The following is a 24782-nucleotide window of genomic DNA, read 5'->3' as shown; positions in this document are numbered from 1 at the left end:
AGAATTCCGTTTATTTAATATTAAAAAATTATGAACGAAAAAAAAGAAAGATTTGAACAAAAAAAAAGGACATTGAGACTTGTTTTAGATAAAATGGATAAGATCTACGGGAAAGGAACAGTAATGCGGATGGGGGATTCTCAAAAAGAAAACTTAGAAATTATTTCTTCTGGATCTATTGGATTGGATATCGCCTTAGGTATAAAAGGATTTCCAAAAGGTCGTATTATAGAAATATTTGGACCAGAATCTTCCGGAAAAACTACTTTAGCTTTACATGCTATTACACAATCTCAGAAAATTGGAGGATTTGCAGGATTTATTGATGCAGAACATGCTTTTGATTGTGTTTATGCCCAAAAAATAGGGGTAAATATTAAAGAATTAATCATTTCTCAACCAGATAATGGAGAACAAGCACTTGAAATTGTAGATAATTTAATAAGATCTGGTGTGATTGATATGATCGTAGTGGATTCGGTAGCTGCTTTAACACCTAAAAGTGAAATTGAAGGAGAAATGGGAGATTCAAAAATTGGATTGCAAGCAAGATTAATGTCTCAAGCTTTAAGAAAGTTAACTTCTAGTATAGGAAAATCTAAGAGTATTCTTATATTTATTAATCAATTACGAGAAAAAATTGGAGTATATGGAAATCCAGAAGTTACTACCGGCGGGAATGCTTTAAAATTTTATTCTTCTATACGATTGGATATTCGAAAAGGAAATCAAATTAAAAATGGAGAAAAAATTTTAGGAAATAGAACAAAAGTAAAAGTAGTAAAAAACAAACTTTCTCCTCCTTTTAAAACGGCAGAATTCGATCTTCTATACGGGGAAGGAATTTCTAAAATAGGAGAGATTCTAGATCTAGGGGTAGATTTAGGTATTATTAAAAAAAATGGATCTTGGTTCAGTTACGGAGATCTTCAATTAGGTCAAGGACGGGATTCCGTTAAAGAATTCTTAAAAGGTAAAAAAAATATTCTCAATGAGATGCAAAAAAATATAATAAATCAGTATCTTCAATAGAATCTTCTAAAAAAATATGAAAATTACTTTTTTAGGCACGGGGACTTCACAAGGGGTTCCTCTTATTGGTTCTACACATCCAGTATGTCTTTCTAAAAATCCAAAAGATAAAAGACTTAGAAGTTCTATTCTTATCGAAAAAGGAAAAAAATTTTTTCTGATAGACTGTAGTCCAGATTTTCGTTATCAAATGTTAAGAAGTCATCATCAAAAATTAGACGCTATTTTGATTACACATGAGCATCAAGATCACATAGGGGGGTTAGATGAGATAAGATCTATTAATAGGGGAAAACCTATTCCGGTTTATGGATTGCGTCGTGTTTTAGAAAGTTTGAAGAAACGATTTTATTATATTTTTTCGGAAAATAAAAAATTAAATACTTCAAAAATTTCTATTCACGAATTGGATGATTATACGGATTTTTTCGTTGTAGAATATTTTAAAGTTTTTCCTTTATCTATATGGCATGGAACTCTTCCTATTTTAGGTTTTCGCATAGAAGATTTTGCATATATTACAGATGCTAGCCGGATTCCTTTTCATACTATACAACAATTAAAAGGATTAGATATTTTGGTTTTGAATGTATTAAGAAAAATTCCGAAACATTCATCTCATTTCACTTTGTCAGATTCATTGAAAATGATTCAAGAAATTAATCCTAAAAAAACTTACCTCACTCATATTAGTCATTTACTAGGGTTTCATGAGGAAGTACAAACCCAATTACCTAAAAATGTTTATTTAGCTTATGATGGGTTAATTATTACTAAATAGTTGCTGTTCGGAAATTTTTTTTATGTTTCTATGAAAAAAATAATAATATGCAAACGTTAAAAAATATTTTTTTTTCCACAAGAATCACTTCTATTTTGTTTCTATTATTAGCTTTCTCTATGGCTATAGCCACTTTCATAGAAAAAAAATATTCTACAGATATAGCAAAGATATTCGTTTATGAATCTGTATGGTTTGAAAGTCTTCTGTTATTATTTGTAATAAATTTAATGGGAAACATATGGAAATATAAACTATGGAAAAAGAATAAATTTCCTTTATTTATTTTTCATTTATCATTTGTATTTATTTTTATTGGAGGGATTATTTCCAGATACTATAGTTTTGAAGGAATGATGTCTATAAGAGAAGGAGAGATGAAGGGAAAAATTCTTTCTAGAAAGAATTATATCAAATTGCAAGTGCATAGAGGAAATCATACCAGGTTTTATCAAGAACCTTATATTTTTTCTTCTTTTCATCATGGATATAAAAGAAAATTTTTTTTTCAGGGAAATATTTTAAAAATAAAAATTGTCAACTATATTCCTTGTGCAAAAGTCATTCTTTCGAAAAAAATTCCAGAAGAAAAAATTCTAAAAATTGTTTCAACAAATGAAAAAGAAAGAACGGAAAATTTTCTTAAAAGTGGAGAAACAATAAAAATCAATGGAATAGTATTTTCTCTTAATAGAGAAATTCCTTTTGGAATTCAAATCTTGGAAAAAAATAATCAACTTTATGTAAAATCTTCTTTTTTTGGAAAAAGTATGAATATGAAGAATAAAAAGATTTCCTTTTTATTAAAAAATATTTATACTCCTTTAAGGATAAAACATTTATATCAAATAGAAAATAGTAATAGGAAAAAAAATGGAAAACTGCATTGGGTGATTCCTGAAGGAATTATAAAAGGGAAATTAGAATATGCAAAATCATGTGATGATGAAAATTCTAATTTTTTGGATGCTATTACGGCCAAAATATCGTTTCAAAATAAATCTAAATTAGTAACTTTTTTAGGAGGAAAAAATATCACGGATATGAGTGATCCTATCTGGTTCAATAATCACAAAATTTCTATAGGATATGGATCTATCTTATTCAATCTTCCTTTTTTTTTACGATTAAATAAGTTTCAGGTAGAAAATTACCCAGGTTCTGAATTCCCATCTTTTTTTATTAGCCATGTAACATTAATGGACAAGGAAAAAAATAAGAATTTTTTTATTTATATGAACCATGTTTTGAATTACAAAGGATACAGATTTTTTCAATCTGGATATGACCCAGACGGAAAAGGAACGCACTTTTCTGTAAATAAAGACTATTTAGGTAGTACACTCTCATATACAGGTTATTTTTTCATGAGTATAGGAATGTTTCTTACTTTATTTTGGAAAGGAACTAGATTTAGTAATCTTAAAAAAAAGTTGAAAGTATTATCTAAAATTTCTACTATATTCTTTCTGTGGATTAGTAGTAATTTCATTTTTGCTCATGAAGAATTCAAAAAAATCCCTTTAGAAAGCATATCTGAGAACATACACATTCCTAAAAAACATGGCGAAAACTTTGGACGTTTACTTGTACAAGATAACAGGGGAAGAATAAAACCAATTCATACTCTTGCAATAGAACTCCTCAGGAAGATACATAAAAAAAGTTCTATAGAAAACTTAGATGCGAATCAATGGTTGATATCTATACATCAAGATAATATTTTTTGGACAAAAATCCCTTTTATTAAAGTGGATGAAAAAGGCGGACCTAAGTTTTTGACTAAAGTAAAAGCCAATAAAGATAATTATGTGTCTATGATGGATCTATATGTGATAGATTCCAATACCTCAAAATTAAAGTTTCTTTTACAAGAAGATTATGAAAAAGCTTTCTCTAAAAATCCCATTCAAAGAAATGAATATGACAAAGCGGTTATTAATCTTAGTGAACGGATAGGTATCATTCATGGGATTTTTCAGGGAAGATATATTCGTATTTTCCCTATTCCAAATGATATGAATCATACATGGTCTAGTTGGGTTAGATTGGATTCAAACAATTTAAATTCTATTGGATTCTATATGTTCAACAATTATCTTAGATCTTTGTTTCATGCACAGAACGAAAAAAATTGGAACCTAGCAGATAATGAGATAAAAAAAATACGATTATATCAGATTAGGCATGCTAAACCTATTTTACCTTCAGAAAAAAAAATATCCATAGAAATTCTTTATAATCGATTGAATATATTTTATTTTTTACCTTTTTTTTATGCATTAGTTGGAACAATTATTCTTACAATTTCTTTTATAAGAATTTTTTTTCAAAGACAATACCTATATTGGATTTCCAAAATTTTCATTTTTATTTTATCTATTCTATTTTTTTTTGAATTTTTAGGTTTGATTTCTAGATGGTACATTTCTGGACATGCTCCATGGAGCAATGGATATGAATCGTCTATTTTCATTAGTTGGTGTTTAGTGGGGATAGGTTTTTTGTTTTATCGGAATCAATTTGTATCAGGAGTGACAGCATTAATTGCATCTATTTTGTTAATGGTAGCAGCACATGGAGATACTATGGATCCAGAAATAACAAATCTTGTTCCTGTTTTAAAATCACACTGGTTGATTATTCATGTAGCTATAATAACATCAAGCTATGGTTTTTTCTTTACAGGATCATTTCTAGGGTTTTTAGTTTTAATTTTATATATCCTAAAAGGAGTCCATCCTAGGATCACGTATAAGAAAAAAATTCAAATTCATATTGATAAATTAACTATTATTAATGAGATGAGTTTGACCATAGGACTTTTTTTGTTAACTATAGGAACTTTTTTAGGAGCTGTTTGGGCTAACAATAGCTGGGGACGTTATTGGAGTTGGGATCCAAAAGAAACTTGGTCTCTCATTAGTATTATGGTTTACGCATTTGTATTACATATGCGTTTAGTTCCAGGTATTATAGGCGGATTTTCTTTCAATCTTTCCAGTATTTTAGCAATAAGTTCCATTATCATGACTTATTTTGGAGTAAATTATTATCTATCCGGATTACATTCTTACGCTAGAGGAGAACCAGTTTCTATTCCTTTTTGGATTTACTATAGTTTACTGATTTTAGCAATCATTACAATTCTTTCGTATTATTATTCAAATAAGTTTAGTAATACGAAAAAAATAGAAAAGTTATGAATATCCTTTCATGTTAAAAGTAAAAAAAAAAGAAAACATTGAAAAAAAGGGAAGCACTCTATTCAGAGATGCGTTTGGAAATTTACATTTCATAAAACGTTTTTTAATTTTCACTTTTGGTTGTATTTCTTATAACCGTTATAATGGATTTAATCAATTACAATTAAAGGGAACAGAATACATTAAAGATCTTCCTGATAAAAGAGTTCTTTTTGTTTCTAATCATCAAACCTATTTTGCAGATGTTTTCGCCATGTTTCATGTATTTTGCAGTGTTAAAAATGGATTTATAAATACAATCAAAAATCCTATTTATCTTTTAGATCCAAAAGTTAATCTATACTACGTAGCGGCTAAAGAAACAATGAATAAGGGTTTTCTTACAAGATTGTTTACTTATTCAGGATGCGTCACTGTAAAGAGAACATGGAGAGAGGGAAATAAAAAAATAAATAGGACAGTAGATATATCTGAAATAACTCGTATGGGAACTGCTTTAGACGACGGATGGTTAATTACTTTTCCTCAAGGAACTACTAAAGCTTTTGCACCTGGACGTAGAGGAATTGTTCATGTTATAAGAAAATTTACCCCTATAGTGGTTCCTATTGTTTTAGATGGATTTCAGAAAGCTTATGATAAAAAAGGAATTAGAATAAAAAAAAAGGGAGTATTACAGAAAATGATTTTTAAAGCTCCCATAAAATGGGATTTGAAAAATGATACTACTGATATGATTATGGAAAAAATTATGGATGCTATAGAACAATCTCCAAAATATAGAAATAAAACCCAATCCATCACAATCAGTTAAACCATGAAATACGAATATATAAGAGACACTTTTCTGGATTTTTTTCAAAATAAAAAACATAAAATTATTCCCTCTTTTCCTATTTATTTAAAAGACGATCCTACACTTTTATTTATTAATGCAGGGATGAATCCTTTCAAGGAATATTTTTTAGGATATATAAAACCGGAATATACACGAATTGTAAACGTTCAAAAATGTCTTCGAGTTTCTGGAAAACACAATGATTTAGAAAATGTTGGACATGATAACTATCATCATACTATGTTTGAAATGTTAGGAAATTGGTCTTTTGGAGATTATTCTAGAAAAGAAACCATAGAATGGGCTTGGGAACTTTTGACAAAAGTATATAATATTCCAGAGAAGAATCTTTATATATCCATTTTTATTGGAGATGAAAAAGAAGGTCTATCTATGGACAAAGAAACTTTCCAACATTGGAAAACTTTTATAAATAGAGAAAATATTGTTTTTTTTGGAAAAGAAGAAAATTTTTGGGAAATGGGGGCTATAGGTCCTTGCGGTCCTTGTTCTGAAATTCATATAGATCTTCGAAATAAAGAAGAAAAAGAAAAAATTCCTGGTAAGTATCTGATTAATAAAAGAAACCCTAAAGTTATAGAAATTTGGAACCTCGTTTTTATAGAATTTTATAGAAGGTCAGATGGAACATTAGAAAAACTTTCTACAAAACATGTAGATACTGGAATGGGATTGGAAAGACTCTGTATGGTTTTGCAAGAAAAATTTTCTAGTTATGATACGGATATATTTTTTCCAATAATTAGAGACATAAAAGAATCTTTAGGAGGAATTTATAAAGAAGAATTTAACCAAGATATATCTATACGTATTGTCGCAGATCATTTAAGAGCTATTGTTTTTTCTATTTCCGATGGACAATTACCATCGAATAATGGAGCTGGCTATGTAATAAGAAGATTATTAAGAAGAGCGGTTATCTATGTTACTCGTTTTTTATATCAAAAAGAACCTTTTATTTATAAATTTGTGGATTCTTTGGTTAGGAGAATGAAAAATTCTTTTCCTGAATTGGAAAAGAAAAAAGATTACATACAAAATGTCATAAAAAAAGAAGAATCTTCTTTTTTTCAAGTCCTTGAAAAAGGTTATGAAAGGATTCAACATATAATCCTAAAAGCTAAAGAAAGAAATCAAAAAGTTCTTGATGGGGGGAGTCTATTTCAATTATATGATACTTATGGATTTCCATTAAAATTGTCTAAATTTTTTGCAGAAAAAAATAACTTATATATCGATGAAAAATCATTTGAAAAAAGATTATTAAAACAAAAAGAAAAATCTCACAAGAAAAAAAATATCATCATAAAAAATGACTGGATAAAAGTTCATAGCAATCAGTTTTTCAGTGAAAAAAATAATTTTATAGGATATGATTTTTTAGAATGTCATATTCTTATTATTCAATATAGAAAAATAGAGGATAAAATTAAGGAAAATCATTATTACGAATTAGTTTTTTCAAAAACACCTTTTTATCCTGAAGGGGGGGGGCAATTAGGAGATACTGGTTTTATAAAAAATGATCTTGAAAAAATTTTCATTGAACAAACTAAAAAAGAAAATTCTATTATTAGACATATTGTTCGAAAGCTCCCTGTAAATATTTATTCTCGTTTTCAAGCTTTTGTAAATAAAAATAGAAGAAAAAAAATTGAAAAAAATCATACCTCTACTCATTTATTACATTTTTCTATGAAAAAAGTTTTAGGAGAACATATTCAACAAAAAGGATCTTATGTAGGAGAGGATTACCTTCGTTTTGATTTTTCACATCCTAAAAAAATAACTATTGAAGAATTGTTCCAAATAGAAGAAATGGTTCAAAAATTAATTTTCTCAAATCTTCCTCTAGAAGAAAGACGATCTCTTCCTTTACAAGAAGCAATAAAAAAAGGATACAGTGGGATATTTTACGAAAAATATGAAAAAAAAGTACGTGGGATTACTTTTGGTGATTCTTCTGAATTATGCATTGGAACACATGTAAAGAATACTGGATCTATTCAAGTTTTTTCCATTGTTTCTGAGTTATCTGTATCGCATGGAATACGAAGAATAAAAGCTTTCACTTCCGAAAAAGCCATTCAATATTTAAAGTCTATTCATTTTCAAGAGAAATCTTTGAGAAAAATTCTGAATAATACAGAATCTACAATAAAAAGCATCTTTAGTTTACAAAACCAAAATAAAAAACTAAAAAAAGAACTGGAAAAATTCAAATTTCAACAAATAAAAATTTTCAAAAAAGAATATTTTTTGAAAGCTATTCAATTGCCTACTATTACATATATATGTGATATTTCTTTTGAAGAAAAGGATTTTGATCTTAATCTTTTGAAGAAAATTATTTTAGATTTACGAGACGAAATATCTAATTTATTTATGGTGGTTGGATTTATAAAAGATAAAAAACCAATAATTTTTATATCTATTTCCGATCATATCATCAAAAATAAAAATATTCATGCTAACCAAATTATACGTAAAATGTCGGATTACATTCATGGAAAATATTGGGGAAAATCTTTTTTAGCCATGGCTATAGGTAGTAATCAAAATGGATTGAGTTTAGTTTTAAATAAAACCAAAGAATATCTAAAATATTTTAGATATCTTTGATAGATTGTGTTAAATTGTTTATTAAATTAGCGAAAAATTTTGTATGGTATGAGTGATAGATATTCGTTTTTAAATGCCATCCATTTTAAAGATATAGAATCTCTCTATAAAAAATATAAAGAAAATCCTAATTCAGTAGAACCTAGCTGGTGTGCTTTTTTTTATGGATTTGATTTTAACGAAGAAAATTATCAGTATCTTCAAGAAAAAAAAACAACTTCCACTACTATTCAGATAGAAAAAAACAAAAATAATTTCCTCCCACAGCCATCCGTACATACAGAATTTTTAGTTTATAATTTGATTCAAAATTATAGGAAAAGAGGTCATTTCTTTACCAAAACAAATCCAATACGAGAAAGAAGAAAACATTATCCTTCTTTAGATTTAAAAAATTTTGGATTGTCTGAAAAAGAGCTTGATCTTCATTTCGAAGTTGGAAAAATAATTGGGCTAGGAAAAAATTCTTTAAGGAATATCATTAATCATCTCAAAAATATTTATTGCAATTCAATAGGGATAGAATACATGCACATTTCGGATCCTAAAAAAATTGAATGGATTGAAAAATGGTTTCAAAAAGAAAAATTTGAATTTCCTGCAGAAAAGAAAAAATTTTTTCTGAGGAAATTAAATGAAGCAGTTGCATTTGAAAATTTTGTTCATACTAAATTTGTGGGTCAAAAAAGATTTTCTATTGAAGGAAATGAATCTATATTACCAGCATTGGAAGAAATGATTGAATATACTTCCAAAAGATATTTCACAGAAGATTTTGTGATAGGAATGCCTCACAGAGGACGTTTAAACCTTCTTTCTAACTTTTTTAAAAAAAACTATTCTCACATATTCAGCGAATTTCAGGGAAAAGAATATAAAGAAAAAAGCTTTTCTGGTGATGTTAAGTATCATTTAGGTTTTACAAAACTTAGAAAAACTCGTCAAGGAAGATATATAAAAATGAGTCTAGTCCCAAATCCATCTCATTTAGAATCTGTAGATGCTATTGTAGAAGGAATTACTCGTTCAAAAATAGACATTAACTATAATCAGAATAGTAATTCAGAAAAAATAATCCCCATTCTTATTCATGGAGATGCCGCTTTATCAGGTCAAGGAATTGTTTATGAAGTCATCCAATTATCTAGATTAAAAGGTTATAAAACTGGAGGAACAATTCATATCGTAATTAACAATCAAATTGGGTTCACTACTGATTATACAGAAGGTCGTTCTAGCATTTATTGTACAGATATAGCAAAAATAGTACTATCTCCCGTTTTGCATGTGAATGCAGATGATATAGAATCTGTTATTCATGCCATTCATTTTGCAGCAGATTTCAGAATGCATTATCACGAAGATGTTTTTATAGATTTATTGGGATATAGAAAATATGGACATAACGAAGGGGATGAACCTCGTTTTACTCAACCAACTTTATATAAAGCTATTTCCAAACATCCTAATTCATATAATTTGTATAAAGAAAAATTAGAAAAAGAAGGATTGATTAGGACGGGAGAAATCAAAAAGATGGAAAAAGAATATGAAGAAATTCTTAATAAAGGATATAATGAAGCAAAAAATATTAAATGGAATGTTTTAAACTCTTTTTTAGAAGAAGAATGGAAAAATTTTCCTATTGTATCTAATACAGATGAAATCTTTAAAAAAGTAAATACTCAATTTCCAATTGAAAAACTTATAAAAATTTCTGAGAAAATTTTTACTCTTCCTAAGAATAAAAAATTTTTTAGAAAAACGGAACATCTTTTCAAACAAAGATTAGAAATGGTAAAAAAAAATTTGGTAGATTGGAGTATTTCTGAATTAGTAGCCTATGGAACAATTTTATATGAAGGATTTCATATTCGTTTATCAGGAGAAGATGTAGGAAGAGGAACTTTTTCTCAACGTCATGTTATTATAAAAACAGAAGAAGAAGAAGAAGAAATTCTTCTGTTGAATAGGATTCGTGTGGGGCAAGGAAAAATGCAAGTGTATAATTCTCCGCTTTCCGAATATGGAGTTTTAGGATTTGATTATGGATACGCTATGTATTCTCCCTATACTTTAACTTTATGGGAAGCTCAATTTGGTGATTTTGGAAATGGAGGACAAATTATTATAGATCAGTATATTTCCTCTGGAGAAAATAAGTGGAAAGTTAGAAATGGAATAGTGATGTTCCTTCCTCATGGATATGAAGGACAAGGTCCAGAACATTCCTCTGCACGTGTAGAACGTTATCTACAACTTTGTGCTAATAATAATTTATTTGTGGTTAATTGTACCACTCCTGCTAATTTTTATCATCTTTTGAGACGACAAATGAAGTTAAATTTTAGAAAACCACTTATAGTTTTTACACCTAAAAGTTTGCTTCGTCATCCGAAATGTCTATCAAAAATGGAAGAACTTTCTGAAGGAGAATTTCAAGAAATTTTGGATGATCCTTCGGATATAGGAGATATTGAAAAAATCACAAAATTGATTTTATGCTCTGGAAAAATATATTATGATCTCCTAAAGAAAAAAGAATTCCTCAGAGATGAAAAAACTGCTATAATTCGTATAGAACAAATATATCCTTTAAAAAAGGATAAAATTCAAGAGTTATTTAATAAGTATAAAAACAAGAAAAGCATTTTTTGGGTCCAAGAAGAACCAGAAAATATGGGATTCTGGAGTTTTATTTTCAGAAAAATAGGAAAAGATTTTCCTTTTAAATTAATTGCTCCATCTGAAAGTTCTAGTCCATCTACAGGATCTTATCCAGATTTTTTGAAAATTCAAAATAACCTATTGGAAAAGGCTTTTTTATAATTAAAAAAAAAATAATGATAATCAAAGTAAAGGTCCCTTCTCCAGGAGAATCTATTACAGAGGTAGAGGTTGCCTCATGGTTTGTCAAAGATGGAGATTACGTATCTAAAAATCAAATAATAGCTGAAATAGATTCAGATAAGGCTACTTTAGAAATTTCTTCGGAAGAAAATGGGGTGATTTCCTTAATGGTAGAAAAAGGAAAAAGAATACAAGTTGGGGATATTTTATGTATTATAGACACTTCTAAAAAAAGAACCATTGAAAACAATGAAAATTATAAAAATCTAGATTTTCATGAAGAAAAAATTCCAAAAAAACAGGATATAATAAAAAAAATACCTTCTCCAGCATCTAAAAAAATATTATCAGAAAAAGATATTTCCATAGAATTTATTCACGGAACTGGTAAACAGGGAAGAATTACAAAAAAAGATTGTATTCTTATTACTGAATCTTCTACTCCTGAAGAAGAAGGTCTCCCTACTTATAGGTCTCGTGAAAAAAAAATCACTCCTCTTTCTTCTTTAAGAAGAAAACTATCTGAAAGATTGGTATCTGTAAAAAATCAAACGGCCATGCTGACCACTTTTAATGAGGTGGATATGCAGGAAATTTTTATTATAAGGAAAAAATATAAAAATATTTTTAAGGAAAAACATGGAGTTAATTTAGGTTTCATGTCTTTTTTTACTCTCTCTTGTGTGAGAGCATTAAAATTATATCCAGATGTTAATGCTATGATTAGTGGATCAGAAAAGATTAATTTTGAATATTATGATATTAGTGTTGCTATATCTGGACCTAAAGGACTAATGGTCCCTGTTATTAGAAATGCTGAAAATCTATCCTTTCGTGGAATAGAAAAGGAAATTCATAGATTATCTACACGTGTTCGTAATGGAAAAATTTCTATAAATGAAATGACTGGTGGAACTTTTACTATCACTAATGGTGGAGTATTTGGGTCTATGCTATCTACTCCAATAATAAATCCGCCACAAAGTGCTATTTTAGGAATTCATAAAGTAGTAGAAAGACCTGTGGTTATTAATAGGTCAATAGAAATACGTCCTGTAATGTATCTGGCTTTATCTTATGATCATAGAATCATTGATGGAAGAGAATCTGTTGGATTTTTAGTTTCTGTCAAAGAAGCAATAGAAAATCCAATAAAATTTTTAATGGAAGGAAGTGAAAATAACATTCATAGAGTATTGGAATTATAAAAGATAGGAACTTTTATTAGATAAAAATATCAGATTCTGATAAATGGATTTTGCCTATTTCCTATATTCATTTTTTTCATTTGGATTTTTATGATCTGAATCTGTTCATGTAATAAACCATGAATATCCGTTTTTTTTGCTTCCAATAATAATAATTCAGCTTTTTTTTTATTCCCTTTTGATAAAGAAGCTATGGCTATATTTAATTTAGCTATAGCTATATTTTGTTTAAATTTTAATCCAAGATCTAGAGCCTTTTGCATATAGTTTTCTGATTGATATATATCAGATTCTGAATATAGAATTCCATGAAGAAAATAGTAATAAGCTAGTTGACTTTTCACTAGTTGTAATTTTGGATTTTTTACATATTTCAAATACTTTTTTAAACCTTTCATATCTCTTTTTTTTATTTTAAAAAAGGCCAATAACAAAAATTCATTTCTGAAAAGGAAAAAAACAGGAAAAAAACTTAATAATAAAAAAATTACTCCATAGAAGTAATTTTTCTGCAAAAAAAAATAAATACTACCTATTATCATTATCAAAAATAAAACTACTTTTGTATATTTTTTCATGATCTTAATGTTTTTTAATCCAATTAATTAAATCCTGATAATTAGAATCACATAGGACATGTCCAGAATCATATTCTTTATAGTGTAAAGAAAGGATTTGACGATTCTTAAGAAAAGACAAACCTTTTTTCACCCAATGGATAGGAATAATAGTATCATATTTTCCATGAGAAATAAAAAATTTTAAATCTGCATAAGAATCTTCACATATTTCTTCTTTTGGGAAAAGATTTTCTTCGAAATAGCCACTTAAAGCTATAACCCTTTTTACCTGATTAACTTTTTTTAAAGCGATAGCATAACTTAAAATGGCTCCTTGACTAAATCCGCATAACCATACCTTATTTTTGTTTAATTTATATTCTTCAATGGCTTCATCTATAAAAAAAGATATTTTTTCAATTGTATCTTTAGCTTGTGAAATATTGATAAATTTTTTTTGATCTTGAAAATCAATGTTATACCATGAATATTTTTCTTTACTCATGGGATATAGCCCTTGAATACTGATTATAAAAAATTTTTCTGGAATATCCTTATGCAAGGAAAAAAGATCCTTTTCATTACTTCCATATCCGTGAATCATTAAAAAAAGAGTAGGATAATTTTTTTTATTTATTGGTTTTTTTATAATATGTTTAATAGAAAGTTTATTTAAAAGCATTTTTTTTATTTTTTTTACTGAATTTTATTCAGTTTTCCATTTTTTATTTTTAGTTTTTCATCTGCCATATCAGCTAATTGAAGATTATGTGTTACAATTAAAAAAGTTTGTTCTAATTCTTCTCTTAGAGAGAAAAAGAGATCGTGTAGATCTTTAGCATTTTTTAAATCTAGATTTCCGGAAGGCTCATCCGCAAAAATAACTTTAGGATCATTAATTAATGCTCTTGCTACTGATAATCTTTGTTTTTGACCTCCAGACAATTCCTCAGGTTTTGAATTTTCATATGGAGAAAGATGCAATTTTTTAATAATTTTTCGCTTTTTTTTTACATGTTCTCTATCTTTGATTTTTATAAATCTTGGTAAACAAACATTTTCTAATGCTGTAAATTCAGGAAGAAGTTGAGGAGATTGAAAAACAAAACCGATTTTTTCATTTCTAATAATGGAGAGCTTTTTTTCCGATAAGGATAGGACGTTTTCTCCATCTATTTTAAAACAGTTTTTCCTTTTTTTGAAAGTAGGTTTTTCTAGAGTTCCCAATATATGCAATAATGTACTTTTTCCAGCTCCAGATTCCCCTAATATGCATACTATATTTCCTTTTTTTACTATAATATTGATCCCTATCAAAATCTCTTTTTTTCCAAAAGATTTGTAAATGTTTTCAGCTTGAACCATAAAGTTTTTCTATAAATTTATAAATCTTCTTATTAAGAAATTGAAAAAACGTTTCAAAAATAAACGAATTTTAGTTTAAATTTACTTGTAAAAACTTTTTTAAATGAATTTACATGAATTCCAAGGAAAGGAAATATTAAGATCTTTTTCTGTTAAGATCCCTGATGGAGTTTTGGTTTCTACTCCAGAAGAGGCAGTTCAGGCTGCAAAAATAATCTTCAAAAAAACTAATAAAAATTCTTTAGTCATTAAAGCACAAATACATGCAGGTGGTCGTGGAAAAGGAGGAGGAATACAAATAGCCAAATCTTTGGAAGAGGTATATGAAAAATCAAAAAACCTTTTAGGAAAGTATTTGATTACTCCACAAACTTCTAAAAAAGGAAAATTAGTACGAAAAATACTCATCTCCGATGATGTCTATTCTACTCCTAATAGGAAGGGGAAAACAATGAAAAATTCTTTTTCTTCTCCTAAAGAATATTATTTATCGATATTAGTAAACCGTGATATAGAAAAAAATGTTATTCTCTATTCTAAAGAAGGAGGAATAGATATAGAAGATCTATCTAAGAAACGTCCAGATAAAATCTTTCTAGAAGAAATAGATCCATTTTTGGGTTTGCAGTTATTTCAAGTCAGAAAAATTGGATATAATTTAGGATTAAATGAAGAAGTTCTAAAAGATTTCATAAAATTTTTAATTTCTCTATACAATGCTTATTTATCTTGTGACGCCTTATTATTGGAAATTAATCCTTTAATTCGAACTTTTGATCATCAAATTGTGGCGGTAGACACAAAGATGGTTTTGGATGATAATGCGTTATTTCGTCAAAAAAAATATGCTAATTTTCGTGATCAAAAAGAAGAAAATCCTGTTGAAATAGAAGCTTTTGAAGCAAAATTAAATTTTTTAAAATTAGAAGGAAATGTAGGATGTATGGTAAATGGAGCTGGATTAGCTATGGCTACCATGGATATGATTCAATCTTGTGGAGGAAATCCATCTAATTTTTTAGATATAGGGGGATCTGCTGATAAAGAGCGTGTTGAAAAAGCGTTTCGAATTATCTTGAAAGATCCATCTGTAAAGGCGATATTCATAAATATTTTCGGAGGAATTGTTCGTTGTGATACAGTTGCAGAAGGAATTATTAACTCATATCGTAAAATTGATCATAAAATTAAAATCCCGGTAATTGTTCGTTTGCAAGGAACCAATGAAATGATCGCAAAAAAAAGACTTGAAAATAGTCAATTGCCTATTTATTACACATCCACTTTAAAAGAGGCAGCTTATAGAATAAAAAAAATTTTAATGATTTAGATAATATATGGATAAATGTTTTTCATACATTGTATGGAGTTTAAAGTATAGACCTGTAAGATGGGAAGAAGTTATTGGACAAATGGATGTTACAACCATTTTAAAAAATTCTATAGAAAAAAATCGTTTATCTCAAGTTTTATTATTTTTTGGACCTAGAGGAGTTGGAAAAAATACCTGTGCACGAATTTTGGCTAGTGGATTGGACTCTTTTTCAAATGTTTTCGAAATAAGTGGTTTTTTGAATCATTCAGTGGAATCTATATGTGAAACAATCCGTAAAATCCGTTTATATCCAAAAGAAGGAAAATATAAAATTCTTATTATCAATGATTTTAATTTTTTTTCTCAAGATTCTTTTAATATTATTTTGAAAACTATAGAAGAACCTCCTACACATGTATTATTTATTTTTTGTACAACAGAAAAAAATAAAATAAATTCTATTATTTCACGTTGTCAAGTCTATGAATTTAAACCTATTTCTTTAAGAGATATTTTTTTTTACTTAAAAAAAATAGCGGAAAAAGAACGTATAGAAATAGATAATGAGGCTTTGTTTCTAATTTCCAAAAATGGAAATGGTTCACTTAGTGAAGCGCTTAATACTTTCGAAAAACTTACCTTTTATGGCCAAAGAAAAATTTCTAGAGAATTAGTTATGGAAAAATTAGGAATTCTGGATACTAGTTACTATCTCAAAATAATTGATTATCTATTAGATCAAAAAATCTCTCAGATATTAATTTTATTAGATAAAATTTTTCAATTTGGAGTGAGTTCTATTAATTTCATAAGTGGATTAACTAAACATTTTAGAGATCTATTGTTATCGAAAAATCCTGAAACTTTATTCCTTTTAAAATTAAAAAAGAAAACTATACGATTTTATATACAGCAATCCATAAAAATACGTTATTCTTTTTTAATTAATGCTTTGAGGATTTGTCGTCAAATGGAAAAAGAATCTCTAATATATAAGAATTCTAGATTAACAATAGAAATATATCTGATCCAATTAGCCAATTGTCTATTTCCTATTCAGAAAAAAGATTCTGAGAAATTTCCTATTCAGAAAAAAGATTCTGAGAAATTTCCTATTCAGAAAAAAGATTCTGAGAAATTTCCTATTCAGAAAAAAGATTCTGAGAAATTTCCTATTCAGAAAAAAGATTCTGAGAAATTTCCTATTCAGAAAAAAGATTCTGAGAAATTTCCTATTCAGAAAAAAGATTCTGAAGAAAAAAAAATTCAATATTTACAAGAAAACTGGATAAAATTCATCCAAAAGTTTTCTGAAAAGATTCATCCTACTTATTTAAATTCACTAAAAAATGAAATAAGATTTCATATTTATAATAATAAAATACTTCTTGTGCTCCCCACACAATTAGAAAATTGTAATTTTTCTTTCATACAAACACATTTTATAAAATATTTCATAAATAAATTGAATAATCCACATTTAGAATTCAAAATTCTAGTAAAAGAAAAAGATTTGGAAAATTTTCCAATAGAGCAATACAATCTTTTATCCAGAAAGAATAAGTATGTAGATGAATTGATAGAAAGATTAAATTTGAAAATTTTATCCTCTATTCCAACTAAACTATACAATAAAAAAATATCCTTATCGTAAGTAAACATTGGAATTATCCGTTTATTTATTTGTACAAATGAAAGAGATCATTTATCTTCTCAGATAAACATTTTTAATGATTTTAATTTATGATTCATAATTTTTTTCTAAATGAAAAAAATATTTTTTTCTTCTACTTATTCAGATGAAGATATTGAAAATGATAGTTCAACTTCCTATGGATCTGGGGGTAGCGGAACGGGATCCAGTTATTATGGGGGAGCTTCAATACGAAGTAAAACTCCAGTATTAGATAATTTTGGAAGAGATCTAAACGCCATAGCCATTCAAGGAAAATTAGATCCCGTAGTTGGTAGAGACAAAGAAGTAGAAAGGGTCTCTCAAATACTGAGTAGAAGAAAAAAAAATAATCCTCTTCTCATAGGAGAACCAGGGGTTGGGAAATCTGCTATAGCTGAAGGATTGGCATTACGTATTGTGCAGAGAAAAGTATCTAGAGTTTTATATAATAAAAGAGTAGTTGTTTTAGATTTAGCTAGTTTAGTAGCTGGAACTAAATATAGGGGGCAATTTGAGGAAAGAATGAAAGCTATCATAAATGAATCAGAAAAAAATATAGATTTAATCCTTTTTATCGATGAAATTCATACAATGATTGGAGCTGGAGGAACTACAGGTTCATTAGATGCTTCTAATATATTCAAACCTGCTTTGGCTAGGGGGGATATTCAATGTATTGGGGCTACTACATTAAATGAATATAGACAATATATAGAAAAAGATGGAGCATTAGAACGGAGATTTCAAAAAATCATCGTACAACCCTCTTCTGAAGAAGAAACTATTGAAAATTTTAAAAAAATAAAAGGAAGATATGAAAGTCATCATAATGTAATTTATACAGAAGAAGCGATAAAGGCTAGTGTACACTTAACTGGACGATATATTGTAGATCGTTATTTTCCTGATAAAGCTATTGACGCATTAGATGAGGCAGGATCTCGTGTCCACATTAAAAATATTAAAGTCCCACAAGAAATAGTTCTTCTGGAAAAAGAATTGGAAAATATTCGTGAAGAAAAATCCCAAGTAGTTAAAAGTCAAAAATATGAAGAAGCTGCACGTCTTCGTGATACGGAAAAACGTATAGAAAAGCAATTAATACAAGCACAAAAAGCTTGGGAAGAGTCTTCCAAAGAGAACAGAGAAACTGTTTCTGAAGAAAACGTAGAAGAAGTAGTTTCTATGATGAGTGGAATTCCTGTAAATAGAATAGCTCAAGCTGAAATGAAAAAGTTGAATAAAATGATAGATCTTCTAAAAGAAAAAATAATCGGACAAGATGAAGCTGTTGAAAAAATAGTGAAAGCCGTTCAAAGAAATAGAACAGGATTAAAAGATCCTAATTGTCCTATAGGATCTTTCATTTTTTTAGGACAAACAGGTGTAGGAAAAACTTATTTAGCAAAGGTTTTTGCTAGGGAATTATTTGATTCAGAAGAGTCATTAGTCCGCATTGATATGAGTGAATATATGGAAAAATTTTCTGTTTCTAGACTAATAGGAGCACCTCCTGGCTATGTTGGTTATGAAGAAGGAGGGCAACTAACAGAAATTATACGTCGCCGACCTTATAGCGTTATTCTCTTAGATGAAATAGAAAAAGCGCATCCTGAAGTATTTAATGTTCTATTACAAATGTTGGATTATGGATGTGTGACAGATAGCATTGGAAGAAAAGTCAACTTCAAAAATACCGTAATCATTTTTACTTCAAACACAGAAATCAAAAAATTAAAAGAATTTTGCCAGGAAATTGGTTTCTATACTCAGGCTAAGAAATCGAATAATTATAAAAACACTTTAGAACATGCTTTAAAACGTACTTTTTCTCCAGAATTTTTAAATAGAATAGATGACATTATCTTTTTTAATTCTTTGAACCCAGAGGATATATCTAAAATAACTCATCTAGAATTAGAAAAAATAAATATTCATATATCTAATTTAGGATATCAATTAATACTGCTTCCTGAAGTAAAAAGTTTTATTGAAAAAAAAGGATTTGATAAAGAATACGGGGCTCGTCCATTAAAAAGAGTTATAGAAAAATTCATAAAAAATCCTATATCGGAATGTATCATTAGTGAAACTTTAAAAAAAGGAAATCAAATTACATTGAAAATGAATGAAAAAAAAGATGGTGTTCAAGTTCTCATTCAAAAACTATAGAATAGAATTTAATGTTAGAAATAGAAAAAAAAATAAAAATTATCACAGATACTTTAAATTTTATTTATCCTAATCCAATTAGTTCCTTATACTACACTAATGAATTTACTTTACTTATAGCAATCCTATTAACCTCAAGAAGTCAGGAAAAAAAAGTGAACCAAATAACAAAACTCTTGTTTAAAAAGATTCAAAAACCTCAAGATATTATTCAATTATCTGTGATAAATATTCAAAACCATATAAAACATATTGGACTTTATAACAGAAAGTCTAAAAATATTTATGATTTATCCATTACTTTAATAAAAAAATATGATGGAATTATTCCAAAAAATATTTTTGAATTAGAATCTTTACCAGGGGTAGGTCATAAAACCGCATCCGTTTTCTTGTCTCATGTATCAAAAGAACCTGTATTTCCTATAGATACTCATATTCATCGAATGATGTTTCGATGGGAACTAAGTAACGGAAAAAATGTAAGAAAACAGAAAAAGATGCCAAACGTTTTTTTTGAAAAAAAATTGGAAAAATTACACCTTCAAATCATTTCTTATGGAAAAAAATATTCTCCATCTAGGGGATGGAATCCTAAAAATGACATTATCTATCAAAAACTGGTAAACAATAATCTATTAAAAAGGTAAATCATCAAAATCCTCCGAAGATGAGGATAAAGATGGAGATATAGATGTTTTATTTTCTATAGAATGCTGAATTTCTTCAATTTTCCATCCTTGAATCGAATTAAAATATTTGATAATTCCTTCTGGATTTGTCCATTCTCTTCCACGAATATTGATAAAAACTTTTATTTTGTCCTCTTGTCTTATAGATCCTAGTAAATCCACTTTATCTTGAATAAATTCTATCAATATATTTTGAGGGTACGGTTCTTCCGTAGTAAGAACCATTTCTCTTTTTTTAAATCCACTATCAAATTTTTGAATATCAAATAATTTCTTAACTATTCCTATTATTTCCATGCAATTTTATTTATTTTTTTTACTATTTTTATTATCATTTTTCTTTTTTATAGATTCTCCAATCTGACTAGATATATTAAATGAAGTTATCATATTATTCAACATTTCACTAGCAGCTCCTGGAGAATTAGGCAATAAAATTAAATTAGCATTGGAACTTTCTCCCATAGATTGAAGGGTGTCATAATGTTGCGTAACGACAATTAAGGCAGATGCCTCTTGTGAATTGATTCCTACATTGTTTAAAACTTCTACAGATTCTAAAATACCTCTAGCTATTTCTCTGCGTTGATCTGCTGTTCCTTTTCCTTGTAATTTTTTACTTTCAGCCTCTGCTTTAGCTTTAGCCACTATTTTAATTCTTTCAGCTTCCGCTTTATATTCAGCAGCCACTTTTTCTCTTTCAGCTGTATTAATACGATTCATTGCTTGTTTCACCTGATCATCTGGATCCAAATCTGTAACTAAAGCTTTAATAATAGAATATCCATAATTTAACATGGCACCTTCTAGCTCTCCCTTTACAACGAGAGCTATATGATCTTTTCGTTCAAAAACATCATCTAAACGCATTTTTGGAACTTCAGCTCTCACAACATCAAATATATAGGAAGTAATTTGTAAATGAGAATTATCCAATTTATAAAAAGCTTCATATACTTTATTTTTAATCACTTTGAATTGAACCGATATTTTTACTTTCACAAAAACATTATCTTTAGTTTTTGTATCCACTAAAATATCTAATTGTTGAATTTTCAATGTTAATTTTCCTACTACATTATCTATGAAAGGAATCTTTAAATGTAATCCTGCTTGACGAATACTATGAAATTTTCCAAGTCTTTCAACAATAGAAGCTGTTTCTTGATGAACTATAAAAACAAAACTAGAAAAAAAGAAAGGATTAAAAGAATTAATAATCCATAAAAATAGTAAACTAAAAATGCTCATATATATATTAAAAATTTACAACATTCCAAGTTCTAAACGGGCTTCTTCACTCATAAATTCTCTACTCCAAGGAGGATCAAACGTTAAAACTACATCCACCTTTTTAATTCCCTCAATAGACTGAACTTCCTCTTTAACTTTTATAGGAAAACTATCTGCAACGGGACAATTCGATGTAGTGAGTGTCATGACTATTTTTACCTCTTTTTCATGAGAGATTTGTATATCATAAATAAGACCAAGTTCATAAATATCTACCGGTATTTCTGGATCATATATTCTTTTCAATACAGAAATAATACGATCCTCTAAGGAGGAATAATCTTCTTTCATTTTATTATACTCATTTTAACATTGTTCCAAATTTATCAAAAAAACGAATAGGATAATCAAAATTTCTCAAAATGGGTAAAATCTCATTAGCTTTTCCTATAATTAAAATTCTCCCATTTTTTACAGAAAAAAATTTTTTACATGAAGAATGTACATCTGAAATAGTTACAGATTGAACACTATTCAAATAATTTTTGTAGAATCCACTTGGAAGATTGTTTTTTAATTCACTTATAAAAAGATCACTAATTCTATTTGGATCTTCTAAATCTAGAATAAATAAACCACATATCTCTTTTTTCTTAATATTCAATTCTTCTGGGGTCACTTTATTGGTGGTAATTTCTACAATTTCTTTTAGAATATCTTTTACAGCTTGATCTGTTACTCCATTTCTTACTTGAGTATAAACAGAAAAATAACCTATATCCCTATCTGATTTTAAAACAGAATAAATTCCATATGTATAAGCTTTTTTTTCTCTAAGATTTAAAAATAAACGACTTTGAGGTCCTCCTCCAAGAATTCCATTAGCTAAAATAGAAGAGAAATAAGTAGGATCATTTTTTTGAAAATAGATAGGCCCCCCATAACAAATGGTAGATTGAGTAAGAGAAGGAATATCCACTAAATCTATTTCTATTTTTGGAGAAAAATTTGATTTTTTTAAAATCTTTTTTCCTTGAGAAAAAGATCTTTTTTTCCATTTAGATAAATAATGTTCACATAATTGTTTCGCTTCTTGTAAAGATACATCTCCTATAAAAGAAAGATAGGATATATTTGGAATGTAATATTTTCGATACAATTTTTTTAAATCTTTAAGAGTGATGTTTTTTATTGTATCGTAAGTTTCATATTCTCCATAAGGATGATCTTTTCCAAAATACAAAACATTTCGTACCCGTTGCAAAATTGCGTTTGGATCCTTTTCTGATAAGTTGATATCTATAATCTTTTGTTTTACTATTTTTTCCAATTCTTTAGAATTATCAAATTGACTATTCATCAAAATATCACTCATAATAGCAATAGACTTCTCTAAATGTTTTTTTAAAGTAGAAATAGATATTCCTGAAAAAGAAGTATACATAGTGGTTCCTATATAATCAATTATTTCATCCAATTCTTCCTTAGAAGAATTCTTTGTTCCAGAACGAAGCATTTGTCCAAAAATTTTTTTTATTCCAGCTTTATCTTTTTCCAAAAAAGGTTTATAATCCAATTCTAAACCTACTCTAACTAAAGGGAGTTTATGATTTTCTACAACTAAAACTTTTAACCCATTTTTCATTTGAAAAAATTTAGGTTTTTCAATATTGATAACAGTCTTTCTTGTTAAAGATTTAGGTGGTAAACTACGATTAACTATTTGAGAAAACATACTTGTATGAAAAAAAATGTTGACGGTTATTACAAGAAAAATAATTTCTTGATTAAAAAATTTAACTATCTGGAACATTATATAAACGGACTCTACTATTTTTATTTAAATATTTATTAGCAACTATCTTAATATCTTCTACAGATATTTCACGATATTTTTCTATATCTGTATTAATTAAATCTGCATCTTTATAGTATAAATGATAATGAGCTAAATTTTCTGCGATTCCACTCATAGAATAATTATCGAAAAGTAAATTTTTTTTCAAAAAATTCTTGTGTTTTTCTAATTCATACGGTGTTATTCCATTTTCTTTTAAATTTTCTATCTCTTGATCTATAACTTTTGTTAATTTTTCTAAAGTCACTCCAGGATTTATTAATCCGTATATAATAAAAAATCCGTAATCCTCCATTGCGTCTAAAAAAGATCCTGCATAAGAAGCTAACTGTTTTTTATTTACTACATTTTTCATTATCCGTGAACTTTCTCCAGAAGAAAGGATATGATCTATAATTTTTAATACATAAGAATCTTTATCCGTTATTTTTGGAAGTCTATACGACAAAAAAACACCGGGAACTTTAGTATTTTTATCTACATAGGTAGAAAAAATTTCCTTTCTAATAGGATCTTCTTCTATCCTCTTCATGTGAAAATCTATTTTTCCTTTTGGAATAGAAGAAAAATATGTATTAATCAAATCTCTTGCTTCTTTCACATCAAAATCACCTGCTACCACCAAAGTGGCATTATTGGGAACATAATAAGTTTCATAAAATCTTTTGTAATCTACTTCTGTAGCAGAATCTAAATCTTTTTCAAAACCAATAATAGGATACTTATAAGGATGTTTATTAAATAATAAAGAAGGAATAATTTCTGAAATAGCTTTAGCATACGGTTGATTTTCTATTTGCATTTTTTTTTCTTCTTTGACTACTTCTCTTTGAATATTAATGCTTTCTTTATCTATTTTTGCGTGAAGCATCCTTTCAGATTCCAACCATAAAGCTAAAGGAAGGCGATCTGATGGCAAAACTTCGTAATAGCAAGTCTCATCATAATTAGTATAAGCATTATTTTTTCCTCCATTGGAGGCTATATGTTTGAAAAATTCTCCTCTTTTAATATTTTTAGACCCTTCAAACATTAGATGTTCAAAAAAATGAGCAAAACCGGATTTTCCGGGAGATTCATTTTTAGTTCCTACATGATATAAAACAGAAATAGATACCAAAGGATTTGTGTTATCTTGGTGTAAAATAACATGTAGTCCATTTGACAGGGTTTCCTCAAAAAATCTAATTTTAGGTACTTGATCAGCTTTCAAAGAATTAAACATTATTATTGTTATGATGATTAAGAAAAAAATTCTATTCATATTGCATAGAATAAAAAACAAATTTAAAAATAAATTAAAGAAATTTACGAATTTTTTTTTCCCAAAAAATGGGATTTTTTTCTTTTATTC

19 protein-coding genes are annotated in these 24782 nt (G+C 27.7%); 11 read left to right on the top strand and 8 right to left on the bottom strand.

From position 1 onward, the window contains the following. Window positions 1–30 precede the first annotated feature (30 nt). From recA to odhB, 7 genes are read left to right on the top strand one after another with little or no spacing between them, the layout of a single operon-like run. Entirely contained in the window at window positions 31–1032 is a 1002-nt protein-coding gene (gene recA, locus BLBBOR_RS02985) for a recombinase RecA (protein ID WP_015370956.1), read from the top strand. 16 nt (window positions 1033–1048) lie between these two features. Then, on the top strand, window positions 1049–1813 hold the full coding sequence (locus tag BLBBOR_RS02980; protein ID WP_015370955.1) for an MBL fold metallo-hydrolase: 765 nt from the start codon (window positions 1049–1051) through the stop codon (window positions 1811–1813). A 47-nt stretch (window positions 1814–1860) separates the two neighbouring features. Beyond that, window positions 1861–5019 carry a cytochrome c biogenesis protein CcsA gene (ccsA, locus tag BLBBOR_RS02975; protein WP_015370954.1) on the top strand — a complete coding sequence of 1053 codons (3159 nt, stop codon included), beginning with the start codon at window positions 1861–1863 and terminating at the stop codon, window positions 5017–5019. A gap of 10 nt (window positions 5020–5029) precedes the next feature. Beyond that, window positions 5030–5833, top strand: coding sequence for a 1-acyl-sn-glycerol-3-phosphate acyltransferase (locus BLBBOR_RS02970; protein WP_015370953.1), 804 nt, complete (start codon window positions 5030–5032; stop codon window positions 5831–5833). 3 nt (window positions 5834–5836) lie between these two features. Next, entirely contained in the window at window positions 5837–8500 is a 2664-nt protein-coding gene (gene alaS / locus BLBBOR_RS02965) for an alanine--tRNA ligase (RefSeq protein ID WP_015370952.1), read from the top strand. A 48-nt stretch (window positions 8501–8548) separates the two neighbouring features. After that, window positions 8549–11329 carry a 2-oxoglutarate dehydrogenase E1 component gene (locus BLBBOR_RS02960; RefSeq protein ID WP_015370951.1) on the top strand — a complete coding sequence of 927 codons (2781 nt, stop codon included), beginning with the start codon at window positions 8549–8551 and terminating at the stop codon, window positions 11327–11329. Window positions 11330–11343: 14 nt separating this feature from the next. Further along, entirely contained in the window at window positions 11344–12558 is a 1215-nt protein-coding gene (gene odhB, locus BLBBOR_RS02955) for a 2-oxoglutarate dehydrogenase complex dihydrolipoyllysine-residue succinyltransferase (protein WP_015370950.1), read from the top strand. A gap of 29 nt (window positions 12559–12587) precedes the next feature. Here odhB and BLBBOR_RS02950 read toward each other — a convergent pair whose 3' ends face one another. The 3 genes from BLBBOR_RS02950 to BLBBOR_RS02940 form a co-directional block, all read right to left on the bottom strand. Then, window positions 12588–12956 (bottom strand): hypothetical protein, encoded by a 369-nt coding sequence (locus tag BLBBOR_RS02950; RefSeq protein WP_235043219.1) that lies wholly within the window; start codon window positions 12954–12956, stop codon window positions 12588–12590. Between the two features lie 184 nt (window positions 12957–13140). Continuing rightward, window positions 13141–13800, bottom strand: a complete 660-nt coding sequence (locus tag BLBBOR_RS02945; protein ID WP_015370948.1) for an alpha/beta hydrolase — start codon at window positions 13798–13800, stop codon at window positions 13141–13143. Between the two features lie 14 nt (window positions 13801–13814). Further along, the gene (locus BLBBOR_RS02940) at window positions 13815–14483 is read right to left on the bottom strand and encodes an ABC transporter ATP-binding protein (RefSeq protein WP_015370947.1); all 669 of its coding nucleotides are present in this window, start codon (window positions 14481–14483) and stop codon (window positions 13815–13817) included. A gap of 103 nt (window positions 14484–14586) precedes the next feature. Between BLBBOR_RS02940 and sucC the strand changes: the two genes are divergently transcribed. From sucC to nth, 4 genes are all read left to right on the top strand, one after another. Continuing rightward, window positions 14587–15813, top strand: coding sequence for an ADP-forming succinate--CoA ligase subunit beta (sucC, locus tag BLBBOR_RS02935; RefSeq protein WP_015370946.1), 1227 nt, complete (start codon window positions 14587–14589; stop codon window positions 15811–15813). Window positions 15814–15820: 7 nt separating this feature from the next. Next, window positions 15821–17452: a DNA polymerase III subunit gamma/tau gene (gene dnaX, locus BLBBOR_RS02930; RefSeq protein ID WP_015370945.1), complete on the top strand. Its 1632-nt coding sequence runs from the start codon at window positions 15821–15823 to the stop codon at window positions 17450–17452. A gap of 111 nt (window positions 17453–17563) precedes the next feature. Continuing rightward, the gene (locus tag BLBBOR_RS02925) at window positions 17564–19645 is read left to right on the top strand and encodes an ATP-dependent Clp protease ATP-binding subunit (RefSeq protein WP_015370944.1); all 2082 of its coding nucleotides are present in this window, start codon (window positions 17564–17566) and stop codon (window positions 19643–19645) included. 11 nt (window positions 19646–19656) lie between these two features. Next, on the top strand, window positions 19657–20295 hold the full coding sequence (nth, locus tag BLBBOR_RS02920) for an endonuclease III (RefSeq protein ID WP_015370943.1): 639 nt from the start codon (window positions 19657–19659) through the stop codon (window positions 20293–20295). Here the strand turns inward: nth and BLBBOR_RS02915 are convergent. The 5 genes from BLBBOR_RS02915 to BLBBOR_RS02895 form a co-directional block, all read right to left on the bottom strand. Then, window positions 20284–20634 carry a DUF3127 domain-containing protein gene (locus tag BLBBOR_RS02915; RefSeq protein ID WP_015370942.1) on the bottom strand — a complete coding sequence of 117 codons (351 nt, stop codon included), beginning with the start codon at window positions 20632–20634 and terminating at the stop codon, window positions 20284–20286. The two genes, nth and BLBBOR_RS02915, sit on opposite strands and share 12 nt — an antisense overlap. A gap of 6 nt (window positions 20635–20640) precedes the next feature. Next, window positions 20641–21588: an SPFH domain-containing protein gene (locus BLBBOR_RS02910; protein ID WP_015370941.1), complete on the bottom strand. Its 948-nt coding sequence runs from the start codon at window positions 21586–21588 to the stop codon at window positions 20641–20643. 15 nt (window positions 21589–21603) lie between these two features. Beyond that, on the bottom strand, window positions 21604–21921 hold the full coding sequence (locus BLBBOR_RS02905) for an iron-sulfur cluster assembly protein (protein ID WP_015370940.1): 318 nt from the start codon (window positions 21919–21921) through the stop codon (window positions 21604–21606). A gap of 10 nt (window positions 21922–21931) precedes the next feature. After that, window positions 21932–23305 carry a pitrilysin family protein gene (locus BLBBOR_RS02900; protein ID WP_148283267.1) on the bottom strand — a complete coding sequence of 458 codons (1374 nt, stop codon included), beginning with the start codon at window positions 23303–23305 and terminating at the stop codon, window positions 21932–21934. Between the two features lie 61 nt (window positions 23306–23366). Continuing rightward, on the bottom strand, window positions 23367–24653 hold the full coding sequence (locus BLBBOR_RS02895) for a pitrilysin family protein (protein ID WP_083891314.1): 1287 nt from the start codon (window positions 24651–24653) through the stop codon (window positions 23367–23369). Between the last annotated feature and the right edge of the window lie 129 nt (window positions 24654–24782).

This window comes from Blattabacterium sp. (Blatta orientalis) str. Tarazona (genome assembly GCF_000334405.1).
In the GTDB taxonomy this organism is placed as follows: domain Bacteria; phylum Bacteroidota; class Bacteroidia; order Flavobacteriales; family Blattabacteriaceae; genus Blattabacterium.
Note: the sequence above shows the minus strand (reverse complement) of the source record. Positions and strands in the feature narration are given on the sequence as shown.